Annotated in this window: 23 protein-coding genes; 15 read left to right on the top strand and 8 right to left on the bottom strand. The window is 60.6% G+C overall.

Features of this window, described 5'->3' with window-relative positions:
- Positions 1-25: 25 nt before the first annotated feature.
- From N2597_RS16980 to N2597_RS16995, 4 genes are read right to left on the bottom strand one after another with little or no spacing between them, the layout of a single operon-like run.
- Complete coding sequence (locus tag N2597_RS16980) at positions 26-535, bottom strand: chemotaxis protein CheW (RefSeq protein ID WP_009986416.1); 510 nt, start codon at positions 533-535, stop codon at positions 26-28.
- Entirely contained in the window at positions 532-2,580 is a 2,049-nt protein-coding gene (locus N2597_RS16985; protein WP_096769901.1) for a chemotaxis protein CheA, read from the bottom strand. The genes N2597_RS16980 and N2597_RS16985 overlap by 4 nt, the downstream gene beginning before the upstream one ends.
- Positions 2,577-2,945, bottom strand: a complete 369-nt coding sequence (locus tag N2597_RS16990; RefSeq protein WP_077990584.1) for a response regulator — start codon at positions 2,943-2,945, stop codon at positions 2,577-2,579. The genes N2597_RS16985 and N2597_RS16990 overlap by 4 nt, the downstream gene beginning before the upstream one ends.
- A 4-nt stretch (positions 2,946-2,949) precedes the next feature.
- A complete protein-coding gene (locus N2597_RS16995; protein ID WP_080711013.1) occupies positions 2,950-3,273 on the bottom strand; it encodes an STAS domain-containing protein in 324 nt (107 codons plus the stop codon).
- A gap of 341 nt (positions 3,274-3,614) precedes the next feature.
- Here N2597_RS16995 and N2597_RS17000 point away from each other — a divergent pair, with 341 nt between their 5' ends.
- Positions 3,615-5,363, top strand: a complete 1,749-nt coding sequence (locus tag N2597_RS17000) for a methyl-accepting chemotaxis protein (protein ID WP_096769903.1) — start codon at positions 3,615-3,617, stop codon at positions 5,361-5,363.
- A 32-nt stretch (positions 5,364-5,395) separates the two neighbouring features.
- On the opposite strand, the gene N2597_RS17005 is transcribed toward N2597_RS17000, so the two are convergent.
- Positions 5,396-6,478: a tetratricopeptide repeat protein gene (locus N2597_RS17005; RefSeq protein WP_077990854.1), complete on the bottom strand. Its 1,083-nt coding sequence runs from the start codon at positions 6,476-6,478 to the stop codon at positions 5,396-5,398.
- A 10-nt stretch (positions 6,479-6,488) separates the two neighbouring features.
- Positions 6,489-7,142, bottom strand: a complete 654-nt coding sequence (locus N2597_RS17010; protein WP_183598256.1) for a thiamine phosphate synthase — start codon at positions 7,140-7,142, stop codon at positions 6,489-6,491.
- A 108-nt stretch (positions 7,143-7,250) separates the two neighbouring features.
- Between N2597_RS17010 and N2597_RS17015 the strand changes: the two genes are divergently transcribed.
- Positions 7,251-8,015 (top strand): sulfite exporter TauE/SafE family protein, encoded by a 765-nt coding sequence (locus N2597_RS17015; protein ID WP_077990593.1) that lies wholly within the window; start codon positions 7,251-7,253, stop codon positions 8,013-8,015.
- Between the two features lie 71 nt (positions 8,016-8,086).
- Positions 8,087-8,347, top strand: coding sequence for an ArsR/SmtB family transcription factor (locus tag N2597_RS17020; RefSeq protein ID WP_003552646.1), 261 nt, complete (start codon positions 8,087-8,089; stop codon positions 8,345-8,347).
- Positions 8,348-8,397: 50 nt separating this feature from the next.
- Here N2597_RS17020 and N2597_RS17025 read toward each other — a convergent pair whose 3' ends face one another.
- Positions 8,398-8,865 (bottom strand): Lrp/AsnC family transcriptional regulator, encoded by a 468-nt coding sequence (locus N2597_RS17025; RefSeq protein WP_009994841.1) that lies wholly within the window; start codon positions 8,863-8,865, stop codon positions 8,398-8,400.
- A gap of 233 nt (positions 8,866-9,098) precedes the next feature.
- Between N2597_RS17025 and N2597_RS17030 the strand changes: the two genes are divergently transcribed.
- The 11 genes from N2597_RS17030 to N2597_RS17080 all read left to right on the top strand — a co-directional run bounded on the left by N2597_RS17030 (position 9,099) and on the right by N2597_RS17080 (position 19,804).
- On the top strand, positions 9,099-10,157 hold the full coding sequence (locus tag N2597_RS17030) for a homoserine dehydrogenase (protein ID WP_077990596.1): 1,059 nt from the start codon (positions 9,099-9,101) through the stop codon (positions 10,155-10,157).
- Positions 10,154-11,563, top strand: coding sequence for an aldehyde dehydrogenase family protein (locus N2597_RS17035; protein ID WP_183598254.1), 1,410 nt, complete (start codon positions 10,154-10,156; stop codon positions 11,561-11,563). The genes N2597_RS17030 and N2597_RS17035 overlap by 4 nt, the downstream gene beginning before the upstream one ends.
- 133 nt (positions 11,564-11,696) lie before the next feature.
- Positions 11,697-12,476 (top strand): ABC transporter ATP-binding protein, encoded by a 780-nt coding sequence (locus N2597_RS17040; RefSeq protein WP_096764318.1) that lies wholly within the window; start codon positions 11,697-11,699, stop codon positions 12,474-12,476.
- 38 nt (positions 12,477-12,514) lie between these two features.
- The gene (locus N2597_RS17045; RefSeq protein WP_096764317.1) at positions 12,515-13,285 is read left to right on the top strand and encodes a transporter substrate-binding domain-containing protein; all 771 of its coding nucleotides are present in this window, start codon (positions 12,515-12,517) and stop codon (positions 13,283-13,285) included.
- Positions 13,286-13,404: 119 nt separating this feature from the next.
- On the top strand, positions 13,405-14,127 hold the full coding sequence (locus N2597_RS17050; protein ID WP_038691195.1) for an ABC transporter permease: 723 nt from the start codon (positions 13,405-13,407) through the stop codon (positions 14,125-14,127).
- 12 nt (positions 14,128-14,139) lie between these two features.
- Complete coding sequence (locus tag N2597_RS17055; RefSeq protein ID WP_038691197.1) at positions 14,140-14,829, top strand: ABC transporter permease; 690 nt, start codon at positions 14,140-14,142, stop codon at positions 14,827-14,829.
- A 28-nt stretch (positions 14,830-14,857) separates the two neighbouring features.
- A complete protein-coding gene (dapA, locus tag N2597_RS17060; RefSeq protein WP_009994922.1) occupies positions 14,858-15,739 on the top strand; it encodes a 4-hydroxy-tetrahydrodipicolinate synthase in 882 nt (293 codons plus the stop codon).
- A 114-nt stretch (positions 15,740-15,853) separates the two neighbouring features.
- On the top strand, positions 15,854-17,128 hold the full coding sequence (locus N2597_RS17065; RefSeq protein ID WP_077990605.1) for a trans-sulfuration enzyme family protein: 1,275 nt from the start codon (positions 15,854-15,856) through the stop codon (positions 17,126-17,128).
- A 20-nt stretch (positions 17,129-17,148) separates the two neighbouring features.
- Entirely contained in the window at positions 17,149-18,558 is a 1,410-nt protein-coding gene (locus N2597_RS17070) for an aspartate ammonia-lyase (protein WP_096764316.1), read from the top strand.
- A gap of 11 nt (positions 18,559-18,569) precedes the next feature.
- The gene (locus N2597_RS17075; protein ID WP_183598252.1) at positions 18,570-19,364 is read left to right on the top strand and encodes a phosphotransferase; all 795 of its coding nucleotides are present in this window, start codon (positions 18,570-18,572) and stop codon (positions 19,362-19,364) included.
- Positions 19,361-19,804 (top strand): Lrp/AsnC family transcriptional regulator, encoded by a 444-nt coding sequence (locus tag N2597_RS17080; protein WP_009996780.1) that lies wholly within the window; start codon positions 19,361-19,363, stop codon positions 19,802-19,804. The genes N2597_RS17075 and N2597_RS17080 overlap by 4 nt, the downstream gene beginning before the upstream one ends.
- A gap of 269 nt (positions 19,805-20,073) precedes the next feature.
- On the opposite strand, the gene N2597_RS17085 is transcribed toward N2597_RS17080, so the two are convergent.
- The gene (locus N2597_RS17085) at positions 20,074-20,247 is read right to left on the bottom strand and encodes a YdcH family protein (RefSeq protein ID WP_009996782.1); all 174 of its coding nucleotides are present in this window, start codon (positions 20,245-20,247) and stop codon (positions 20,074-20,076) included.
- A gap of 228 nt (positions 20,248-20,475) precedes the next feature.
- Here N2597_RS17085 and N2597_RS17090 point away from each other — a divergent pair, with 228 nt between their 5' ends.
- Positions 20,476-20,679 (top strand): YdcH family protein, encoded by a 204-nt coding sequence (locus N2597_RS17090; protein WP_009996784.1) that lies wholly within the window; start codon positions 20,476-20,478, stop codon positions 20,677-20,679.
- Positions 20,680-20,688: the final 9 nt, after the last annotated feature.

Here is a 20,688-nt window from a genome sequence, read left to right on the forward strand (position 1 = left end):
CCCCCAAGTTTGAATTCATCCAACGTCAGCTGACGGCTCCCGCCGCCTTGTGCCTCGATGAAAAAATCGCCTGCAGATTGGGGAGAATGATGAACTCTCCACCCCTCTTCACCAGGCAGTTGATGTAGTCGGCGCGCCAGCGCATGCCGATGCTCGGCGGCGCCTCGCTCGCTGTCTTTGCCAGCGTCGTCACCTCGTTCACCTTGTCGGTTCTGAGGCCGACCAGCGTCGGCTCGCCCTGCAGATCGATCTCGATGACGATGATACGGCTGTCGATCGTGGCTTCCGCCGCCTCCATCCCGAAGGCGAGACGCAGATCGGCCAGCGGAATGACCTTGCCGCGAAAATTGATGACGCTGGCGACGAAGGGCTGGCTTCCCGGCACCGCGGTCTCCGGAAGCAGGTCCAGGATTTCCTGGACGATGACCGCTTCCAGCGCGAAGGTCTCGCCGTTGAGATCGAAGGTCAGCACCTCGACTTCCTCGGCATAGTTCCAGTGATTGTCGAACCGTTCGGCTGTTGCTGCTGCACTCATCCTGCTACCCGCAATTGCGCCTCCTGTTGCTGACCCGCGGCCACCAGGTGCCCGACGTCGAGAATGAGGGCGACGCTGCCGTCGCCGAGAATGGTGGCGCCCGAAAAGGTCGCCACGTCGTTATGCAGTTTCGACATCGACTTGATGACCGTCTGGTGGTCGCCGATGATCTGATCGACGACGAGGCCGACGCGCTCCGTGCCGGTCGAGATGACGACGACCTTCTGATGCACGTCGGGTTTCGTGCCGGTGCGGAAAAGATCGCGCAGGCGCAGGAACGGCACCAGGCTGTCGCGCAGCGAGATGAAGCTGCGGCCGCGCGAGCGGAGATCTTCCTCGAGTGACAGTTCGAGGCATTCCTCGACTGCCGAAAGCGGGATGACGTAGCGGCCGGAACCGACACGCACCAGCAGGCCGTCGATGATGGCAAGCGTCAGCGGGATGCGCAGCGATACTTCCGAACCCTGCCCCGGCACGCTGACGATGTCGATCGCGCCGCGCAGCTCTTCGACCGTTTTCTTGACCACGTCCATGCCGACTCCGCGCCCGGACAGATTGGTGATCGCCGCAGCCGTCGAGAAGCCCGGAGCGAAGATCAGCTGCAGCAGCTCGGAATCGGAGAGCGGCTGGCCGGGATGGATAAGGCCGGAGGATTCCGCCTTGGCGCGAACCCGTTCGCGATTGATGCCGCGGCCGTCGTCCTTGATCGAGATAATCACCTCGCCGCCGGCCTGGCGGGCCGAAAGGACCACCGTGCCGGCTTCGGTCTTGCCGGCAGCAAGGCGGTCGGCAGGCACCTCGAGACCATGATCGATCGAATTGCGCACCAGATGCACCAGCGGATCGGCCAGCCGTTCGATCACCGTCTTGTCGACTTCGGTGGTCTCGCCCTCCATCACCAGCTCGATCACCTTGCCGGTCTCGCGGGCGAGATCGTGGACGAGGCGGCGGAAGCGGGAGAACAGGGTTGCGACCGGCACCATGCGCAGCACCATCATCGTGTCGCGCAATTCACCGGACAGGCGTTCGATTTCTTCCGAGACGGAGCGCAGCGCAATATCGGCGCTGGCGCTGGCAAGCTGGCTGAGACGCGATTGCGCGATGACAAGCTCGCCGACCCGGTCCATCAGCTCGTCGAGACGCTCGGCCGGAACGCGGACATTCTCGGCCGTCTTCGCCTGGCTGGCGGCGGCGGGCGCCTCGCGCCGGGCCGGAACCGCCTCGACCGGGCGAAACTCCGGAACGGCAGCCGGCGGAACGGCCACCGATACTGCGGCGACCGGTGCAGCTGCGGCCCGCTCCACGGTCGGAGCAGCGGTTGCCGGCCCGGCGATCTCCTCGACGCTGAGTTCCATATCGTCGAGCACGAAGATGAAGACGTCGTCGATCGCCGAGCGGTCCTGCTCGCTAGTCAGCATCACGTCCCAGGAAATATGGAGTTCCGTCGGCGTGAGCTCGTCAAGCGGCGGAATGGCCGAGGTGTTGGCGCGCACCGTGCATTCGCCGAGATCGCGCAGCTCGTCCAGCAGGCCGAGCGGGTTGGTGCCGTTGGCCATCGAGTTGGCGGGCAGACTGAAGCGGATACGCCAGCTGTTCTTCTTCTTCGCCGATATCTCACGCACGACCACGGGCGTAGCAACAGCGGCCGGTCCGGCCGCAGGCGCCGCCGGCTTGCCGCCGACGGCCGCCTGCAGCTGCGCCAGAAGCTTGCTGCCGGTATCGCCGTGATCGGCATCCGGCCGGTCGACGAGGGCGCGCATATGGTCCTGGGCGGCCAGAACGGCGGCGACGAGTTCGCTGGTCGCCGCCACCTCGCCCTTGCGGACGCGGTCGAAGGCGGTTTCGCAATGATGGGTGAAAGCGGCGAGCGCCTCGAAACCGAACATCGCGCCGGATCCCTTGAGCGTGTGGAGCCCGCGGAATACGGCATCGACAAGATCCTTGTTGTCGAGCTGGTGGGTGAGGTCGAGAAGACCGACCTCGATCGCTTCAAGGCATTCGGCAGCCTCCATGCGGAACACGGCAACGGGATCGAGCGTGCTCATCGTCCGAGAACCTTCTTCACGATCTTCACGAGATTTTCCGGATCGAAGGGCTTGGTCAGCCAACCCGTAGCACCCGCGGCCTTTGCGCGTGCCTTGAGATCGGCATCCGATTCCGTCGTCAGGAAGATGATCGGAACGCCGGCCTGCCCGGGCAGCTTCCTGAGCTCCTCGATCATCGTCAGCCCGTCCATAACCGGCATGTTGAGATCGGTCACAATCAGATCGAAGCGGCTGCCCTTGGCAGTCGCGAGGCCTTCGGCCCCATCTGCGGCCTCGGTGACGATGTAGCCGGCATTGGTCAGCGTGACCTTGGTGGTCAGGCGGATGCTGGCGGAATCGTCAACGGTCAGGATGTTTGCAGTCATAATATCATACCCCTTTATGCAACCAGAACTTGGAATCTTCGTGATCGAAGGATTCGATAAAACCTGCGCGCTCAAGTACCTTCAGGACCGAGCCGCGAGCAGGTGTAGAAAGCTTAAAGGTCTTTCCGTCAGCTTTTGCTTGGCGACGCGATGACTCGATGAGTTGAATGAAACTCAGATCCGCTTCCGCACTTTCGGGGATGTTGACAACGATTGTATCACGCTCATGAAATTCGGCTGTAAACTTTGAATATAGTTCAGAAACAGAGCGAATGCTCAGCGAGTCCGGTAAATTTATAGATTCGTAATATTGTTTAGGAGTGTCCAACGCAGCCTCCCCGGCCCGAGAAATACTTGACGACCCCAGAAGGACTCTCACGGCAGCGTTAATGCAGGGTAAACACCGGTTGTATGAAACTACCGTATAACGAGTCTTGAGACTCCCAATTCTCATCCGGAATAAGTTGTATCTTTCCTCAAAATTTAGAAACAAATAAAATAAAAGCAGTGAGTTAAGCGATATTAACCGACCACGAGGTCGCGACGGCGCCCAATCCCCATCTTTCGTTAATTACAACGCTGACGAGTCCGGCGCGTTTACCGGACGTTTCCATCCTGCGCGTAAAAATGGTGTCAGATAAGCCTGTGTTTTAAGAAAAGGTATAAAAGTTGGCACACGCTCTGGTATCGCCGACCGCTGCAGCCTACACATCCGGGCGGGACATCGGCCGGACTCTGGAATCCGCCCGCAGCCGGGTCGAGGAACGTTTTCTCGAAGGCGGCACCGTGCTGCTGTCGGTGATGGATGTTCTCAACCGTTTGTTGAATTCTCTTGAGAGTGTCACGGCGGCGCTCGACAATGGGGAGGCGAGCGATACCGGCGCCGATCTCCGCGCCACGGTGGAGAGCCTGACGGCGCTGCCGGTCACCGAAGAAAACCGTCAGCAGGCGCTCGTCTCACTGGCGCAAACCGGCAGGGATCTGCGCAAATATGTCTCCGACATGCAGGAGACGATGCGGTATCTTAGAACTTTCGCCGTGACCGTGAAGATCACCGGCGCCGGCCTTGCCGAATTCGCCGGCTTCGCACAGGAAATCCTGGAGCGAATCTATTCCGGCACTGATGAAGTCAATCGTTTCGCGACGCATCTCGACAGTCTCGACAAAGAGGTCAAACTTGCCGCCGCCTTCGGCGCCAGTGTCTCCAAGGGCTACGCCGATACCGTTCCGGCCGTTGCCGCCGCCCTGCGCGACGACGCCGCCAAGATCGCCGAACACCGCAAGCATCTCGGCGTCGTCGCCCGCGAGGTCGGCGCGATTGCACGCGGCGTCCAAAGCAAGGTCGCCTCAACGCTCTCCGCCTTGCAGATCGGCGATATTACCCGTCAGCGCATCGAGCATGTACAGGCCACCCTATCGCTGCTTGAGGAGTTCTTTGCCGGCGAGGAGGGCGCGAAGCTCGACGCCGGCGCACGCAAGCGTCTTCAGAACGTCATTCACCATCTGACCGCAGCGCAGATGAGCGACATGTGCATAAACTTCCAGCGGGAATCGGAAAACGTCGTCACGACGATCGCCAGTTTCGACCACGACATGCGGGAGATCCTCAAGCTGCGCGACCAGATGAGCGGCGCGAGCGGCGAATCCGGCGGCAATTTCATGCGCGCGCTGGAATCAAGCGTTTCAGCCGCCCACGAAATCGTCCGGCAGGTCGATACGGCAAGCCGGCAGGCCGACCAGGTGAGCCAGTCGACGATCGGCACCGCCGCCAAGCTCTCCGAAGCGATTGCCAACATCCGCGCCGTCAAGACCGACATCCATTATATGGCCCTGAACACCAACCTGCGCTGCAGCCGTCTCGGTGAGGAAGGCAAGTCGATCAACGTCGTCACGGCCGAATTGCGCATTTTCGCCGGAAAGCTCGATGAATCCGCCGACGCCATCGTCAGCGGCCTGCCGGCGCTCGAAGCCGCGGCCGGGCGCGTCACTCCGGCCACGGATGCCAGGGCGGGCGGCCTGGGAGAAAGCCTGACCTCGGCCGTCGGCAATATCCGCTCCGCAGCCGATATGATGGAAAAAGAGCTGAAGGTGCTCGCCGAAAACGGCCGCGAGGTCGCCACCAAAATCGGCCTGCTGATTGGCAAGCTCGATTTCCAGCGTGACCTCGGTGAGGTCTTTGCCCGCTGCGCCGATGTCCTTAATGAGGCCGCCGGCTCCGAGGTCGCCGATATTTCCGATCTCGCGGAGGCGATCGCGCCGCTCGACCGCAAGATCTTCAGGCACTATACGATGGTTCAGGAGCGCAACATTCATCGTGACATCATTCCGGCAAGCGAAGTCAGCGCTCCCGCCTCTGCTCCCGCCGAGCCTGCCAAAATCGAAAACGACGAGGATCTTTTCGCCGACGCGCTGTTTTGAAATCGCCCGGCTGGGACGCGCGGCGCTATTATTTAGCGCCGGCGGAACTTGTTGGCGGCATCGATCGCCGCCTTCTGCTGGCCGTCCTCGATGCCCAGATAAAAATCCTCGAGCGCCGGATCGGCAAGCCCGGCGCGGCGCGACAGCACGTACCACTTCGCCGCCTCGACCGGATTGGGCGGCGTGCCGATGGCATTGACATAGAGGTGGGCGAGTTTGTTCTGCGCGACGACGTTGCCGCCATTGGCGGCAAGTTTCAGCCATTCGAAACCTTTGACATAATCCTTCGGGCCGCCGACACCGTTGACGAGCCAGATGCCGAGATCGAGTTGAGCCGTGTCGAAGCCGGCGCGCGCCGCGCGCGCCATCCACTCGCGGGCGAGCTGTTTCTTTTCTTCCGGCAGGTCTTTCAGCGTCGCGTAAAGCTGCGCCACCGCATATTGCGAATCGGCAATGCCCTGCTCGGCCGATTTCTCATAGAATGGCAGCGCCAGCTTCAGCCCCTTCTCGCCGGGATTGTCGGCCACGAGGATCTGCGCCCAATTGAATTCCGCTGAAGGATTGCCGGCTTCGGCTGCCTTGCGCATGTAGTCGTCGGCCTTGACCTTGTCGCGCGGCACGCCTTGGCCTTCCATCAGCATCAGCGCATATTTGAACATGGCCGCCGGATCACCGCCTTCGGCGGCCTTGCCGTACCAGAAGGCCGCGTTCTTAACGTCCTTCTTGACGCCGAGACCCTGGGAGAGGATTTCGCCGATCAGCGTCTGCGCCGCCGGATCTCCGAGCTGGGCGCGCGGCAGCGCCTTATCCATTGCTGTGAGGTAATAACCGCGCTGGTAGGCGCCGTAAGCCTCGTCGATCGGTCCCTTGTAATCCTTCTCCGGCGGCAGGTCCGGCAGCTTCGCGCCCATCCGGTCGAAAACCCCGACGCCATTGGAGGGGCGCACGCCGGGACCGGCGGGCCGATCGGTGCGAAAGGTCGAAGCCGGCGCCGTGCCCGGCTGGCTGATGACGCGGTCGGCCGCCTGCGCCAGGGCGACATCAGGCCCGGCCGCAAGGAGGCCGGCTATGCTGGCGAGCAGATATTTCAAGAGACGAGCGGGCGGGATCGGCATGAGCGCGATTTCAATCCTCAAACCGTGGCGCTTTTTCGTCAAGCAATGCGTTGATCTCGGCAATGATTGATGGCGCCCGGGCGGGATCGTCGAAGACCGCCAACCGCAGCGCCACGAACTCCGCTCCGGTCTCCGCAACGGCGAGCGCCGATGCCGGATCGGTGCCGCCCATGACGATGCAGGGGATTTCGATCATCGAAGCCCACCATTCACCAAGCGCAAGGTTCTTGGGATGTGCCTCCGGCTTGATGTCGCCATCGAGCTTGCCGAAGAAGATATAGTCCGGCCTGGCTTCGCCGATCTCCAACGCCGTATGCCGGTCGGCCGCATTGCCGCCGCCGACGATCAGCTTCGGCGCGTGCTTGTCGATCGCCTCCGACAGCGCCTCGGCATTGCCGGAAAGATGCAGGCCATCGGCCTTGGCCCGTCCCGCCACGCGGCTGTCGCCCGCAATCAGCGCTGCGGCGCCGGCATCCTGAATGACAGGCACCAGCTTTTCGGCATGTTTCTGGAAGGTGCCGTCGTCGAGCCCGTATTGCGGCACGATCACCGAGGCGACATCGCCGCCCTTCAGCGCGTCGGCGACGATCCTTGCGTGTTCATCGGCGTCGGCGATATCAGGGGCGATGAGCACCAGGCGGCAGCGGTTTTCGGGTTCGGTCATGAGGTCTTTCCGTTTCCTGCGGATTCCCTCTTCGAAAGGACGGATCCGCACTCGTTTTGTGTGAGTAGTTCCGTTAGAGGAGGCTTGCAAGGGGAGGACGCCGAAAGCATGCCGCAGGATTTGTCATTCTACTACGCCGCTGTGCCCGCCGTGCTCCTGATCGGCCTCGCAAAAGGCGGCATGGGCGACGCTTTGTCGCTGATCGGCTTGCCCTTTCTCGCGCTCGTCGTCTCGCCGGTCGAGGCGGCGGCGATCCTGCTGCCGATCCTGGTCTTCATGGACATGATCTCGCTCGTCGTCTGGCGCAAGCACGGCGACTGGACGACGCTGAAGATCATGCTGCCCGGCGCGATCTTCGGTATCGGCCTCGGCTGGGCGACCTCGGCGCTGGTTCCGGGCAACATCCTGCGCATCGTCATCGGCGCGGTGACCATCTTCTTCTGTCTGCGCTATTTCTGGAACAATTTCGGCCCGGGCGCCGGCAGGGTGATTCCGCCGCGCGGCCAGCGGCCGGTCGCCGCCGGTTTCTGGGGCACGTTCTCGGGTTACGGCAGCTTTGTCGCCCATGCCGGAGGCGCGCCCTTCCAGATCTATGCCCTGCCGCTCAAGCTGCAGCCGCGCGAATATACCGGCACCAGCGTGCGATTTTTCGCGATCCTCAACGCCGTCAAGCTGATCCCCTATTTCGCGCTCGGCCAGCTCGACACGCAGAATCTCGCAACCTCGGCGACGCTGCTGCCTTTCGCCCCGCTCGCCACGCTTGCCGGCGCCTGGTGCGTGCGCCGCATGAAGCCGGAGATTTTCTATCCCTTCATGTATGCAATGGCCCTGATCGCCGCCTTGCTGATCGTGCGCGAGGGCGTTGGCGGCTAAGGGCGGCAAGCACCACGCTGCATTGCACAATTTCCTTGCTGGAACGGCCGGTTTGACGTAGCTTTCCCGCCATGTCGAACACGGACCCCTTCTCTGCGATTGCCGATCCGAACCGGCGCTTTCTGCTGGAGGAATTGCGGCGCGCGCCGCGGACAGTCAACGAGCTTGCCGAGGGCCTGCCGATCAGCCGTCCCGCGGTTTCGCAACACCTGAAGGCGCTGCTTGACAGCAACCTCGTCTCGGTGACGTCGGAAGGCACGAAACGCATCTACGCGGTCAATAACCGCGGCTTCGACAAGCTCAATCTGTGGCTGGATCAGTTCTGGGCTTGAGGCATGCTTCTGGATGTCCCAGGATCGGAACGATGGAATAGAAGCGGGTCCTAGTCCGCGATGGGAACAAACATCCCGACTTTGATATCCTTCAACACGACATTCGTGTGAATGCTTTTGATCTGAGGATTCTCGGACATTAGGTTGGCCGTGATCTCATCATATTGTCCAACATCGCGCGCAGTGATAATTGCGACCAGATCGACTGAACCGGTCACGTAGTAGACCTGCTGAATGTGCGCCTGCTTCGCCAACCAGACTCGGAACTTGGAAAGAGCGTCATAATTCTCCCGCTCGATTTCCATCCCCGCGATGAACATCATTGGGGTTCCGGCCGCCTTGCGATCGACAAGGGCAATCTCGGCCGTGATGATTCCGGAATCGCGCATCCGTTTCAGACGCCGCTGCACGGCAGAGGCCGAGAGGCCGACGAGATCGCCTATGATCTCGGCCTTCATCTGACAATCGATCTGGATAATATCCAGAATCTTGCGGTCTAGCTGGTCAATAGTTTCCATAAGGATCGTCGCTATCGGTCGTTTTCCCGCATACTATCCCGATGAGGCGCGGTGAAACTGCATATTTCTGTCTGTTTTCACTTATTGCCTTCACCCACTATCGATCTTCGCGGGAAATCTGCACACTATGGCCGATGCCTGGCAGAACGACCATCAATTTGGTCGTTCTGCAAGCTTCCCGCTGACCTTCTGTAACGTCATCCTTTTCTCGTCACCTATGATGAGGAACCGGGATGGTACAATACAATATCGCACTTATAGGATTTGGTGGGGTCAACCGTGCCTTTGCCGAACTTGTGGCCGAACGAAACAACCGCTGGCGCACTGAACTTGGTTTTCAGCTCAACATCGTCGCGGTTACCGACCTCAATCTCGGCTCCGTCGTGTCGGCCAACGGCATCGACGCTCGCATGCTCATCGAGACTAGATTCGAGAGGGGTGGGTTCGCGAAGCTGTCCGGTGGGTCAGCGGAAGCGGACAACGAGCAAGTCATCAGGCAAGCGCCCGCCGACATCGTCGCGGAGGCAACCTTCACCAATCCCTACGATGGCGAACCGGCCGTTTCCCATTGCCGCTGGGCGCTTGAAAGCGGCAGGCACGTAATCACCACCAATAAGGGCCCGGTCGCCCTCGCCGCCGCCGATCTCAAGGCGCTCGCCCGCCGCAACCACGTTTCATTCGAATATGAAGGCGCGGTGATGAGCGGTACCCCCGTCATCCGCATGGCGAAAACCATGCTTGCCGGTTCTGGGCTCAACGGTTTCGAAGGTATTCTGAACGGCACCTCGAATTTCGTTTTGGGTCGCATGGAGAGCGGGCTCGGCTTTTCCGAGGCCATCGGTGAGGCGCAGGCACTTGGATATGCCGAGGCGGACCCAACTGCAGACGTCGAGGGCCATGACGTGCGGCTCAAAGTGGTCATTCTCGCGAACGAACTGCTGGGCGCCACGCTGACGCCGGGTGACGTTTCCTGCCGCGGTATCTCGTCGCTGACCGTCGGGGACATCGAGTCTGCGGCAAAGGAGCGATGCCGTTGGAAGTTGATCGGCTCGGCAATTCGTGGCGAGGACGGTCGGATCGAGGCCTCCGTGGCGCCACGGCGCTTGGCTCTCGACCATCCGCTCGCAGGGGTGGCCGGTGCCATCAATGCGGTTTCCTTCAATACCGACCTGCTTGGTGCCGTGACCGTCACCGGCCCGGGAGCTGGGCGAGTCGAGACGGCCTATGCGCTTCTCTCCGACATTGTCGCCATCCATCGCGCCGTCCACATGAACAAGGAAGCTGCCGAATGACTGCTGTAAAGCGCCAGATCGCCTCGACCGCCGCAGAGATCGCCGTTTTAAATCCCTATGATGGCTCCCTCGTCGAGATCGTTTCGGCCAGCGGTCCGAACGACATCGACGCGCTCCTTGCCCGCACCAGACATGGCGCCACGCTGTCGCGCGCATTACCCCGGCATCGTCGTGCAGCGATTCTGGAAAAGGCGGCACGGCTCGTCGAAGAACAGTGCGAGGCTTTCGCCCGTACCATCGTCAGCGAAGCAGGCAAGACGATCGTACAAGCGCGCAAGGAGACGTTACGCTGTATCAACACGCTGAAGCTCTCCGCAGAAGAGGCCAAGCGTAATGCCGGGGAGATCGTGCCGTTCGACGCCTATGCGGGCTCCGAGACCCGTCAAGGTTGGTTCACACGCGAACCCCTTGGCGTGATCGCCGCCATTACACCCTACAACGATCCTCTGAACCTCGTCGCGCACAAGCTCGGCCCTGCCATTGCCGGCGGCAATTCGATCCTGCTGAAGCCTTCGGAGTTAGCGCCGCTTTCGGCCCTGAAGCTCGTCGAGACGCTGGTTGCCGCGGGTCTCCCGGAAACGATCGTCACCGTCGCCATCGGGGGCGCCGACCTCGGACACGCCATCGTTTCTGCTCGCGATATTCGAATGGTGTCGTTTACCGGCGGATTTGTGACCGGCGAGGCCATTGCCCGGTCTGCCGGGCTGAAGAAGCTTGCCATGGATCTCGGCGGTAACGCACCAGTTATCGTCATGGCGGACTGCGATATCGCCAAGGCGGCGACGGGGTGCATTTCGGGTGCCTATTGGGCGGCCGGTCAAAATTGCATCGGCGTGCAGCGCATTCTTGTCCAGGCCAGTTGCTATGAGCGTTTCCGCCAGACATTCGTCGCTGGCACCGCCAAGCTTCTCGCCGGCGATCCGAGCCGTGAGGAGACGGATGTTGGCCCGATGATTTCGCCGACCGCGGCCGAACGCGCCGAAACCGCGGTTGAACAGGCGATCGGAGCCGGAGCCCGGCTTTTGTGCGGACACCAGCGCGATGGCGCGCTCTACAGCCCGACGGTGCTTGAGGGCGTTGGGCGCCAAAGCAAACTCTGGCGGGAAGAGATATTCGCGCCGGTGGTCATGCTTGAGCGCTTCGAGACGCTTGCCGACGCTATTTGCATGGCGAATGAGCCGGATTACAGCCTGCATGCCGGGATATTCACCAGCAACCTCGCCGATGCGCTGGAGGCTGCCACGGGCATCGAAGCGGGCGGGGTCATGATCAACGATTCCTCGGACCATCGTTTTGACGCGATGCCCTTCGGCGGTTTCAAGCATGGGAGCATGGGGCGGGAGGGCGTTCGCTTTGCCTATGAGGATATGACGCAGCCGAAAGTCGTCTGCATCAATCGTGCATAAGCCGTAAAACTGCGAGGTTTGAAAATATACGCGGGGGAATGCCTTAAGGACGGCAAACTGCGCGGCCGAACCCCAGCAGACAGCGGTTAAACTCCTTGACCATAAGCCACGCAAAAAGTGGGGAACGAAGTGGATGACGAATGATATCTCCTGCGCTTTGCGGGTCGACGACGTGCACAAAAGCTACGGCGCTCATCAGGTGCTGAAAGGAATTTCCCTCACCGCGAGAAAGGGAGACGTCATATCGCTGATCGGCTCCTCCGGCTCCGGGAAAAGCACCTTTCTGCGTTGCATCAACTTTCTGGAGATTCCCGATCGGGGGCGCTTCGTCGTCAACGGTGAGGAAGTGGTCTTAAAGGCAGGATCGGACGGGCGCGCCCACCCTGCGAATTGGCGGCAAGTGGAGCGCATTCGCACCGGCCTCGGCATGGTGTTCCAAAGCTTCAACCTCTGGGCCCACATGACCGTTTTGGAGAATGTCGTCGAAGCGCCGATCCATGTGCTCGGCATAGGCCGCAAGGAGGCGACGGAAAAGGCGGAGGCGCTGCTGCAAAAGGTCGGCCTATATGAGAAGCGCAACGTCTATCCGGCCTTCCTGTCGGGCGGCCAGCAGCAGCGCGCCTCGATTGCGCGGGCGCTGTGCGTCGACCCCTCCGTGATGCTGTTCGACGAGCCGACCTCGGCGCTTGATCCCGAACTGGTAGGGGAAGTGCTCAAAGTCATTCGTGATCTCGCCGACGAGGGTCGGACGATGCTGCTCGTCACCCACGAGATGAAGTTCGCGCGCGATGTTTCGAGCCATGTGATGTTCCTCCATCAGGGTCGTGTTGAGGAAGAGGGCAGGCCGGAGCAGGTCTTCGGCGCCCCCAGTAGCGTCCGATGTCGCGAATTCACAAGCTCTTCACGCCACTGAGCACCGTTACCGGCCAATCAAAAACAAAGGGAACTGACATGAAAACTACAATCTGCCTCATTGCCGGAGCCACTCTTCTCGCCTCGGCCGCCGGTGCGAACGCGGAGATCCGCTTTGGCATCATGAACGAAGCCTACCCACCGTTCTTTACGAAGGACGCGAGCGGCAATTGGGTCGGCTGGGAAATCGACCTGATGAACGCCGTTTGCTCCGAAATGAAGGAAACCTGCTCGGTCGTCGACATGTCGTGGGATGGCCTAATTCCCGGCCTCCAATCGAAGAAGTTCGACGTTATCTGGTCTTCCATGTCGATCACCGACGAACGCAAGAAGACGGTCGCTTTCACCAACAAGTACTACAACACGCCGAGCAAGCTGATCGGCGCGCAGGATGGAAAGACCGGCACCGCGGTCGAGGATCTCGCCGGCAAGACGATCGGCATCCAGGTTTCCACGATCCAAGCGGATTACTACAAGAAATATTATGCGAGCGTTGCCTCCGAGAAGACCTATGCCACGCTCGACGAAGCGTTTCAGGATCTGGCCGTCGGCCGCATCGATTACGTCTTCGGTGATTCCATCCCGCTGATGAGCTTTCTCCAGACGGATTTTGGCAAGGGCTGCTGCGAGGACAAGGGCAACGTCAAGGATGACCCGCAGGTTCTGGGACAGGGTATCGGCGGCGGCTTGCGCCAGGAGGACACCGAGCTTCTGGCAAGGCTGAACACTGCCATCGCCGCTGTTCGAGCGAACGGAAAATACGCTGAAATCTCCAAAAAATATTTCGACTTCGACCCCTACGGCGAATGAACGGAGTGCTCAGGCGCGGCTGACGCGCCTCGCTGCGTCTATCCAACCCGATACCTTCTCAGAGAGAGAAAAGCGTTCGAGCCGCAGGGCCCTCGGTCGAACGCCAAGGAGCTGTTTTCATGGCGACAAGCTCATCCATTGTGGAACTGCTTTCCCCATATCCGCCTGGGTGGGGTGGGGTGCTGCTTGCCGGCGCTGCCTCAACCATCCTGATTTCGCTCGGTGCGTACGTGTTCGGCATACTGATCGGGCTGACCGGTGCGACAGGTAAACTCAAGGGCAGCCGTGCCGTCGTTACCCTGCTGGATTTTTATACGACGGCGGTGCGCGCCATTCCCGAGCTGATCCTGATAATCGGTCTTTATTACGCCGGGACGGACGGCATCAACAGGATGCTGTCCACGCTCGGCTTCCCATCGATCGAGATCAACGGCTTCCTTGCCGCGGTCGTCGTGCTGGGCATCGTCCAAGGCGCCTACATGATTGAGGTATTGCGCGGCGCGATTCTCGCCATTCCCATTGGCCAGATAGAGGCCGCGAGCGCCTTCGGCATGCGACCCTGGTTGCGCTTCCGGCGGGTCGTGCTGCCGGCGCTGATGCCGAACGCCCTGCCCGGCATGGCCAATTTGTGGATGTCGGTGACCAAAGACAGCGCGCTGATTGCCGTCGTCGGCTACCAGGAACTGGCCTTGGCGACGCGGCTCGCCGCCGGTAACACCAAGCATTACTTCCTGTTCTTCTTGGCCGCCGCCGTCCTCTACCTGGCGATCACGCTCGTCTCCAATGTCGTCTTCGGAGGCCTTGAGACTCATTTCCGGCGTGGTCAGCCGAAATCAGCCTGAGGGGGATAGGCAGTGAATTTCTCATGGGTTTCCAACTATTGGCCGCTTCTCGCCGCAGGCGCGACGCAGACCGTAATGCTGCTTGTCATCTCGGTCGCTCTCGGCTTCGTCCTGGCGATTGGTCTTGCGCTCGCGCAGATCGGCGGACCCCACTGGCTGCGATGGTGCGCCAAGAGTTACTGCACCTGCTTGCGCGGCACACCTTTGCTCATCCAATTGTGGTTGCTCTACTACGGTGTCGGATCCTTGCTGCCCATGATCCCGGGTCTGCGCTCAAGTTTCGTTTGGCCGATCGTGCGTGAGGGCTTCTTCTTCGCGGCGGTTAGCTTCACGCTCAACTACGCGGCCTACGAGGCCGAGGTATTGCGCGGTGCGCTACTTGCCGTGCCGAAGGGCGAACTGGAAGCCGGTCGCGCCTTCGGCATGACCCACTGGACGCTTCTGCGACGCATATGGTTGCCGCGGGCGATCCGCATCGCCCTGCCGACGATCGCCGGCGAAGTGGTGCTGCAACTGAAGGCAACGCCGCTCGCCTTTACCGTCACAGTGATGGATCTCTATGCCGTCGCCTACAAGATCAGGCAGGATACGCTGCTCGTCTACGAGCCTCTGATCGTCGTCACCATCTTCTATGTCTGCCTCACCATCGTCATCACCCGCGCCTTTCGCATTGTCGAAAGGCAGGTGCCGGCGAGGCGCTGACGCTCTTTTGCAATTATCGGAGAATGCAATGTTCAAAGGATCGATCACGGCGCTCGTCACGCCCTTTCTCGACGGCAAGGTTGACGAGGAGGCCTACACTTCGCTGGTGGAGTGGCAGATCGCGGAGGGCAGCCATGGCGTTGTTCCCTGCGGGACGACCGGCGAGAGCCCAACCCTCTCGCATGCCGAGCACAAGCGGCTGGTCGAACGAACTGTAGAAGTGGCGAGGGGGCGAGTTCCCGTGATCGCTGGCGCTGGTTCGAACAGCACCGACGAGGCGATTGATTTTTCCCGGCATGCGCAGGCGGCGGGTGCCGATGCGCTGCTCATCGTCGCGCCCTACTACAACAAACCGACCCAGGAAGGCCTCTACCAGCATTTCCGAGCCATCGACGCAGAAGTCTCCCTACCGATCATTGTCTACAATATTCCTCCACGCAGCGTCATCGACATCTCCGTGGATACCCTTGCTCGGCTCAGGCGGGATTGCCGTAACGTGGTCGGCGTGAAGGACGCCACCGCAAATCTGCTGCGTCCGTCTCTGGAACGCATGGCGTGCGGCCGCGATTTCAACCTGTTGTCCGGGGAGGACGGCACAGCACTTGGCTACATGGCGCATGGCGGCCACGGCTGCATTTCAGTGACCGCCAATGTTGCGCCCCGGCTTTGCGCTCAATTCCAGACGGCATGCCTTTCGGGTGATTTCCGCCGTGCACTGGAGCTTCAGGATCGGTTGATGCCGCTCCATCGCGCGCTTTTCCTGGAGACCAATCCGGCAGGGCCGAAATATGCGCTCTGGCGCCTGGGCCGGATGCGACGCGATATGCGCCTGCCGTTGGTCACCGTCTCGCTCGGGGTGGAGGCCGAAATCGATCTGGCCATGCGCCATGCCGGCCTTCTGACTGATTAGCTCCATTGCCGCGCAGACAACTCCTCCGCACGCCTCAAGCGGCTAGCGAGATTACACGGCTGAAAACGACGCCACCTCCCTCAATTCAAGGGAACGAAATTGCAGGAGAATGCGATGACCGCAACAAGACTCTCAGATCTGCCCGCGCGCGGCATCGACCAGCACAAGGTGGTGCCTGCCGCAAACGCTGGGCAACCTAGTCGAGAAACCCTGGCGCTGAACGGCGGGCTCGTCATCGACCCGGCGACGAAGGCGATCGCCCCGAACATTTCGATGTCCGTCAACAATGTGTTGACATCTGGCGACGGCCCATTTTCCGCCGATGGCGTCGACGACCTGACGGCGCTGCCCTTTCTCTATGCGCGCTGGACCAACCCGACCGTGCGCCAACTGGAACAGCGCCTCGCCGCGCTCGAAGGGGCCGACGACGCGGTGGCCACAGCGACGGGCCTCGCCGCGATCGGAGCCACCTTCTTCACCTTCCTCAAGAAGGGCGACCATCTGATCCTAAGCGATATTTGCTACGCCGGCGCCAACGAGCTCGCCCGGCGGATATTGCCGGACTACGGCATTGAGGTTACGCCGGTCAACATGTCCCGCCCCGAAGATGTGGCGGCCGCCTTCCGGCCCAACACGCGGCTCGTCCATTGCGAAAGTCCGTGCAATCCGATCCTGCGCCTGACCGATCTTGCGGCCATTGCCGAGCTTGCGCGAAAACACGGGGCTTTGATGTCGGTCGATTCGACGCTTGCCACCCCGGTGGCCACGCAGCCGCTCTTGCTTGGCGTGGATCTCGTCATCCATTCGCTGACGAAGTTCATCAACGGCCATGGCGACGCATTGGGCGGGGTTGTCTGCGGACGGAAGGAATTGGTGGAGAAAATCCGCTCGCGCGCCGGCGTCTATCTCGGTGCGGCGATGCCGGCCATGAACGCCTGGCTGATCATGCGTGGCATCGATACGCTGTTTCCCCGAATCCGCACGATCTCGGAGTCGGCCGCGAAAATCGCGGCCTTCCTTCAGGGCCATTCCGCTGTGGAGGCGGTGACCTATCCCGGACTTGCCTCCCATCCCCAGCATGATCTGGCGAAGCGCCAGATGGGCATGTTCGGGGGCATCTTGACCTTCCAGGTGAGGGATCCCGGCCAGATGGCGCAACAACTCGCTGAGCGCCTCAAGGTTGTCCATTATGCGTTTTCGCTCGGTCATCAGCGCTCGATTGTCGTGTTGCTCGACACGCAAGAGATCATGAAATCCACTTACCAGCTTACCGGCGAGCAGCTTGAGGATTATCGCCGTTTTGCGGGCCACGGCGTGTTCCGCCTGTCGGTTGGGCTGGAAGCGACGGACGATCTGATCGTGGATCTCGACCAGGCTATTTCCGTCTGAGCGAGAAAGGAGAAGGGGCCATGGCGATAACGCGCATCGAGACAGATCTCTTGGGTAGCCGGGAATTGCCGGCCGATGCTCTGATCGGTATTCATACACTTAGGGCTGTCGACAACTTTGATATTTCCGGCATTAAACTCCAGAATTTTCCGGAGTTCCTCCAATCTTTCGCAATGATCAAGAAAGCTGCCACCGCAGCCAATCTGGAGCTAGGGTTGCTCGATCCCGTAATCGCGAGGGCGATCGATCGAGCCTGCGACAGGCTGATCGCCGGTGAAATCCTGGCGCCGCATTTTCCGATCGATATGATGCAAGGCGGGGCCGGGACCTCGACCAACATGAACGTCAACGAGGTCATCGCCAATCTGGCCCTTCAGGGCATTGGCCGGTCGGCTGGCAGCTACGACACCGTCAACCCGAACGATCACGTAAACCTTTGCCAGTCAACCAACGACGTCTATCCGACTGCGATCCGGCTGACGATATTGCGGGAAAGCGAGACACTCTGCTCGGCGCTATCTGCTCTGGTCGCCGCCTTCCGGCGCAAAGGGGAAGCCTTCGCCGATATTGTGAAGGTCGGAAGAACGCAGCTTCAGGACGCTGTACCAATGTTCCTTGGTCAGGAGTTCGAAGCCTTCGCCGAAACGCTGGAAGAGGACATCGAGCAATTTCTCAGCGCGGCTGAGTTGATGCGCGAGGTCAATCTGGGCGGAACGGCGATCGGCACCGGCGTAAACGCACCGGTGGGCTTCTCGGCTGTGGTCTGTGCGCACCTATCCACGATCTCCGGCATTGCCGTTCGTCCGGCGCGAAATCTCGTCGAGGCTACTTCCGATACTGGCGCTTTTGTTTCGGTATCGGGCATGCTCAAACGGATGTCGGTGAAGCTCTCCAAGATCTGTAACGACCTTCGCCTCCTGTCGAGTGGTCCGCGGGCCGGCTTTGGCGAGATCCGTCTTCCGGTTATGCAAGCGGGCTCTTCAATCATGCCGGGCAAGGTCAACCCGGTGATCCCTGAATTGCTGAACCAGATCAGCTTCCAGGTAATTGGCAACGACCTGACGGTCACACTCGCCGCCAGCGCGGGGCAACTGCAGCTGAACGCCATGGAACCGGTCATCGTGCTCAACATTCTGCAATCCATGCGGCTATTGGCGAGAGGAATGGATACACTTCGCACTCGCTGCATCGACGGAATCGAGGCGGATCCGCAGCGATGCCGGGCGCTTCACGACGGTGCTCTCATTCTTGCCGCAGCACTCAATCCCTTCGTTGGATACGCCCGGGCAGCCGCGCTTGCCCGAACCGCGCTGGCGGAAGGAATTCCGCTGCGAGAGGCGGTCGAGCGCGACAGCGGTTTGCCTACGGCTCAGATCGAGATGATCTTCGGCATGAAAACCATCGAAACTAACGAGTCGGCGCGGCATTGAAGGGAAGGGAAATGGCTGTTTTCACGGATCTGTCGGAGGCGGACTGTGGCCGGATCGCGACAGCCTATCGCCTAGGAAGCCTTACATCGGTAATCGGCATTGCCGATGGCGACGCCGAAACCACCTACCTTTTCCGCTCCGGGCGCGGCGAGTTCATCGTCACCCTGTTCGAAAGCGGTGCCGAACCATTTGACGTCGAACGCGCCTTCCAGACTATGGAAACGCTCTCCGGCGCCGGCATTCCTTGTCCGGCAACCTTGCGCACTGATGTCGGTGCGGCCACGATCACCGTGGCGGGCAAGCTTGTCGCGGTTGTCGGTTTTGTGCCAGGTTCTCGACTAAGCGAAGCCACTCCCGGCAAATGCCATGCCCTTGGCACCTGTGTCGCGCGGATCCATCAGACGCTGGGGCGCTCAAGGAATAGAGTGCCGCTCGGCCTGCCGACGGGCCCCGTGCACGGTGCGCTTAATCGCGATAACGTCTTCTTCGTCGACGAGATGGTGAGCGGTGTCATCAATTTCCGCTTTCGCCATAATGATGTTCTGATCGCCGAACTCGCTGAGGTCATTTTGCATTGGGCTGTGACAGCAGACGGCACTCTCGAAAGGACGCTGGTCCGCGCATTGCTCGCTGGGTACGAAGACATCAGGTCCCTCAACGAAGCGGAGTGGCGGGCCGTGCCGGCTTTCGTCATGGCAGCGGCCGCCACCGTATTTGCGCGGGATGGCAGGCTAACCGATCTCGAAGCCGCCACACAGCGGGTCTTTCTCTCCGCCAAGAATTGCATTGAGGAAATCCGGCCATGAAGCGAACCCTCGACCGATCCGACGAGCGCATCCTCACCGAGCTAACCCGCAATGGGCGGATTCCCCACGCGGAACTGGCCGAAAAAGTCCACCTGTCGCGCAACGCCGTTCGCCAACGCATCGAGCGATTGGAACGCGACGGGCTGATTCAGGGCTATACGATTGTCGTGGGCGAGGGAAAACCGCGGGCCGCAGCCATCACAGCGATGATCTTCGTGTATCGCCACGACCGCATGCGCGGCGGCGACGTCATTCAGACGCTCAAAGGGATACCGGAGGTCATCTCCTGCGACATTATGAGCGGTGAATTCGACCTGGTAGTGCGGGTTGAAGCAAGCGCGGCAGACCGCATCCGCGAAATCTGGCAAGAGGTTTCGGCGCTACAAGGCGTGCGCGACACGCTGACGGCATTTGCCCTGTCTTCGATGATCAAGCGTTGAGCGAAGTGGGCGGCAGGTCAATGGCATAACCAATACACGGCACGCTTGCGATTTGACGGCATCGGGATTCTGTCATTGAAGGGATGTAGTTACATTTTTTCGGCCACTACAGCGCCGAGTTCGTCCTCGCAAAAGCGCCAGCCGCGATGCCGCGAGCATCGGGCTGGCGCAATTCTGGTGTCAAATCACCGGGTCTTGCAAATTTTAGGCGGAATGGATGGATTTACCTCTTCATACGCAAGATGATCGGCCGGCGACCCTTGGGAAGATCAGTGGACGGATGACTTGAGACGCTGAATCTCGTCCTTGATGCGCAGCTTGCGGCGCTTGCATTCGGCAATTTCCGTATCGGAGATAGAGGGAGCTGTTCTGAGCGCGTGCAGCTCCTCTTCGAGAGCAACATGCTTTTTCTGGAGTGATTCAAGATGAGCTTGAACTGTCATTTGACCCTTCCTTCCTCTTACCCTCCCCGGCCATCATCGTCGGGGATCAAGGTGTCAACGCGCCGGACTGTGACATATTTTTGAAGGCTTGTCGAAGGCGAAAAGATGAAGATGAGATGGCAAATTCATGATCAAGACTAACTAGCCGTTACCCGTATTTGGTGATAGGAGCTTGCGGAAATCATCGGCAGATCGGACAACATCCGAAGACGACAACGGGGAATGCATATGGCCGATCAGGAACAGGCGGAAATCAGGCTCATCGTGGCGCGTCTGCGTCAGGAGCACGAGGATTTCGACGCCGCGATCAACGCCATGATCGAGACCGGATGCGACGCTCTGCGAATCCAGCGCATGAAAAAGAAGAAGCTCGTTATCAAGGACAAGCTCTCCAAGCTGGAAGATCAGATCGTCCCTGATATCATCGCCTGATCGCATCGC

The sequence above is a fragment of the Rhizobium sophoriradicis genome (assembly GCF_025200795.1).
Classification (GTDB): Bacteria; Pseudomonadota; Alphaproteobacteria; order Rhizobiales; family Rhizobiaceae; genus Rhizobium; species Rhizobium sophoriradicis.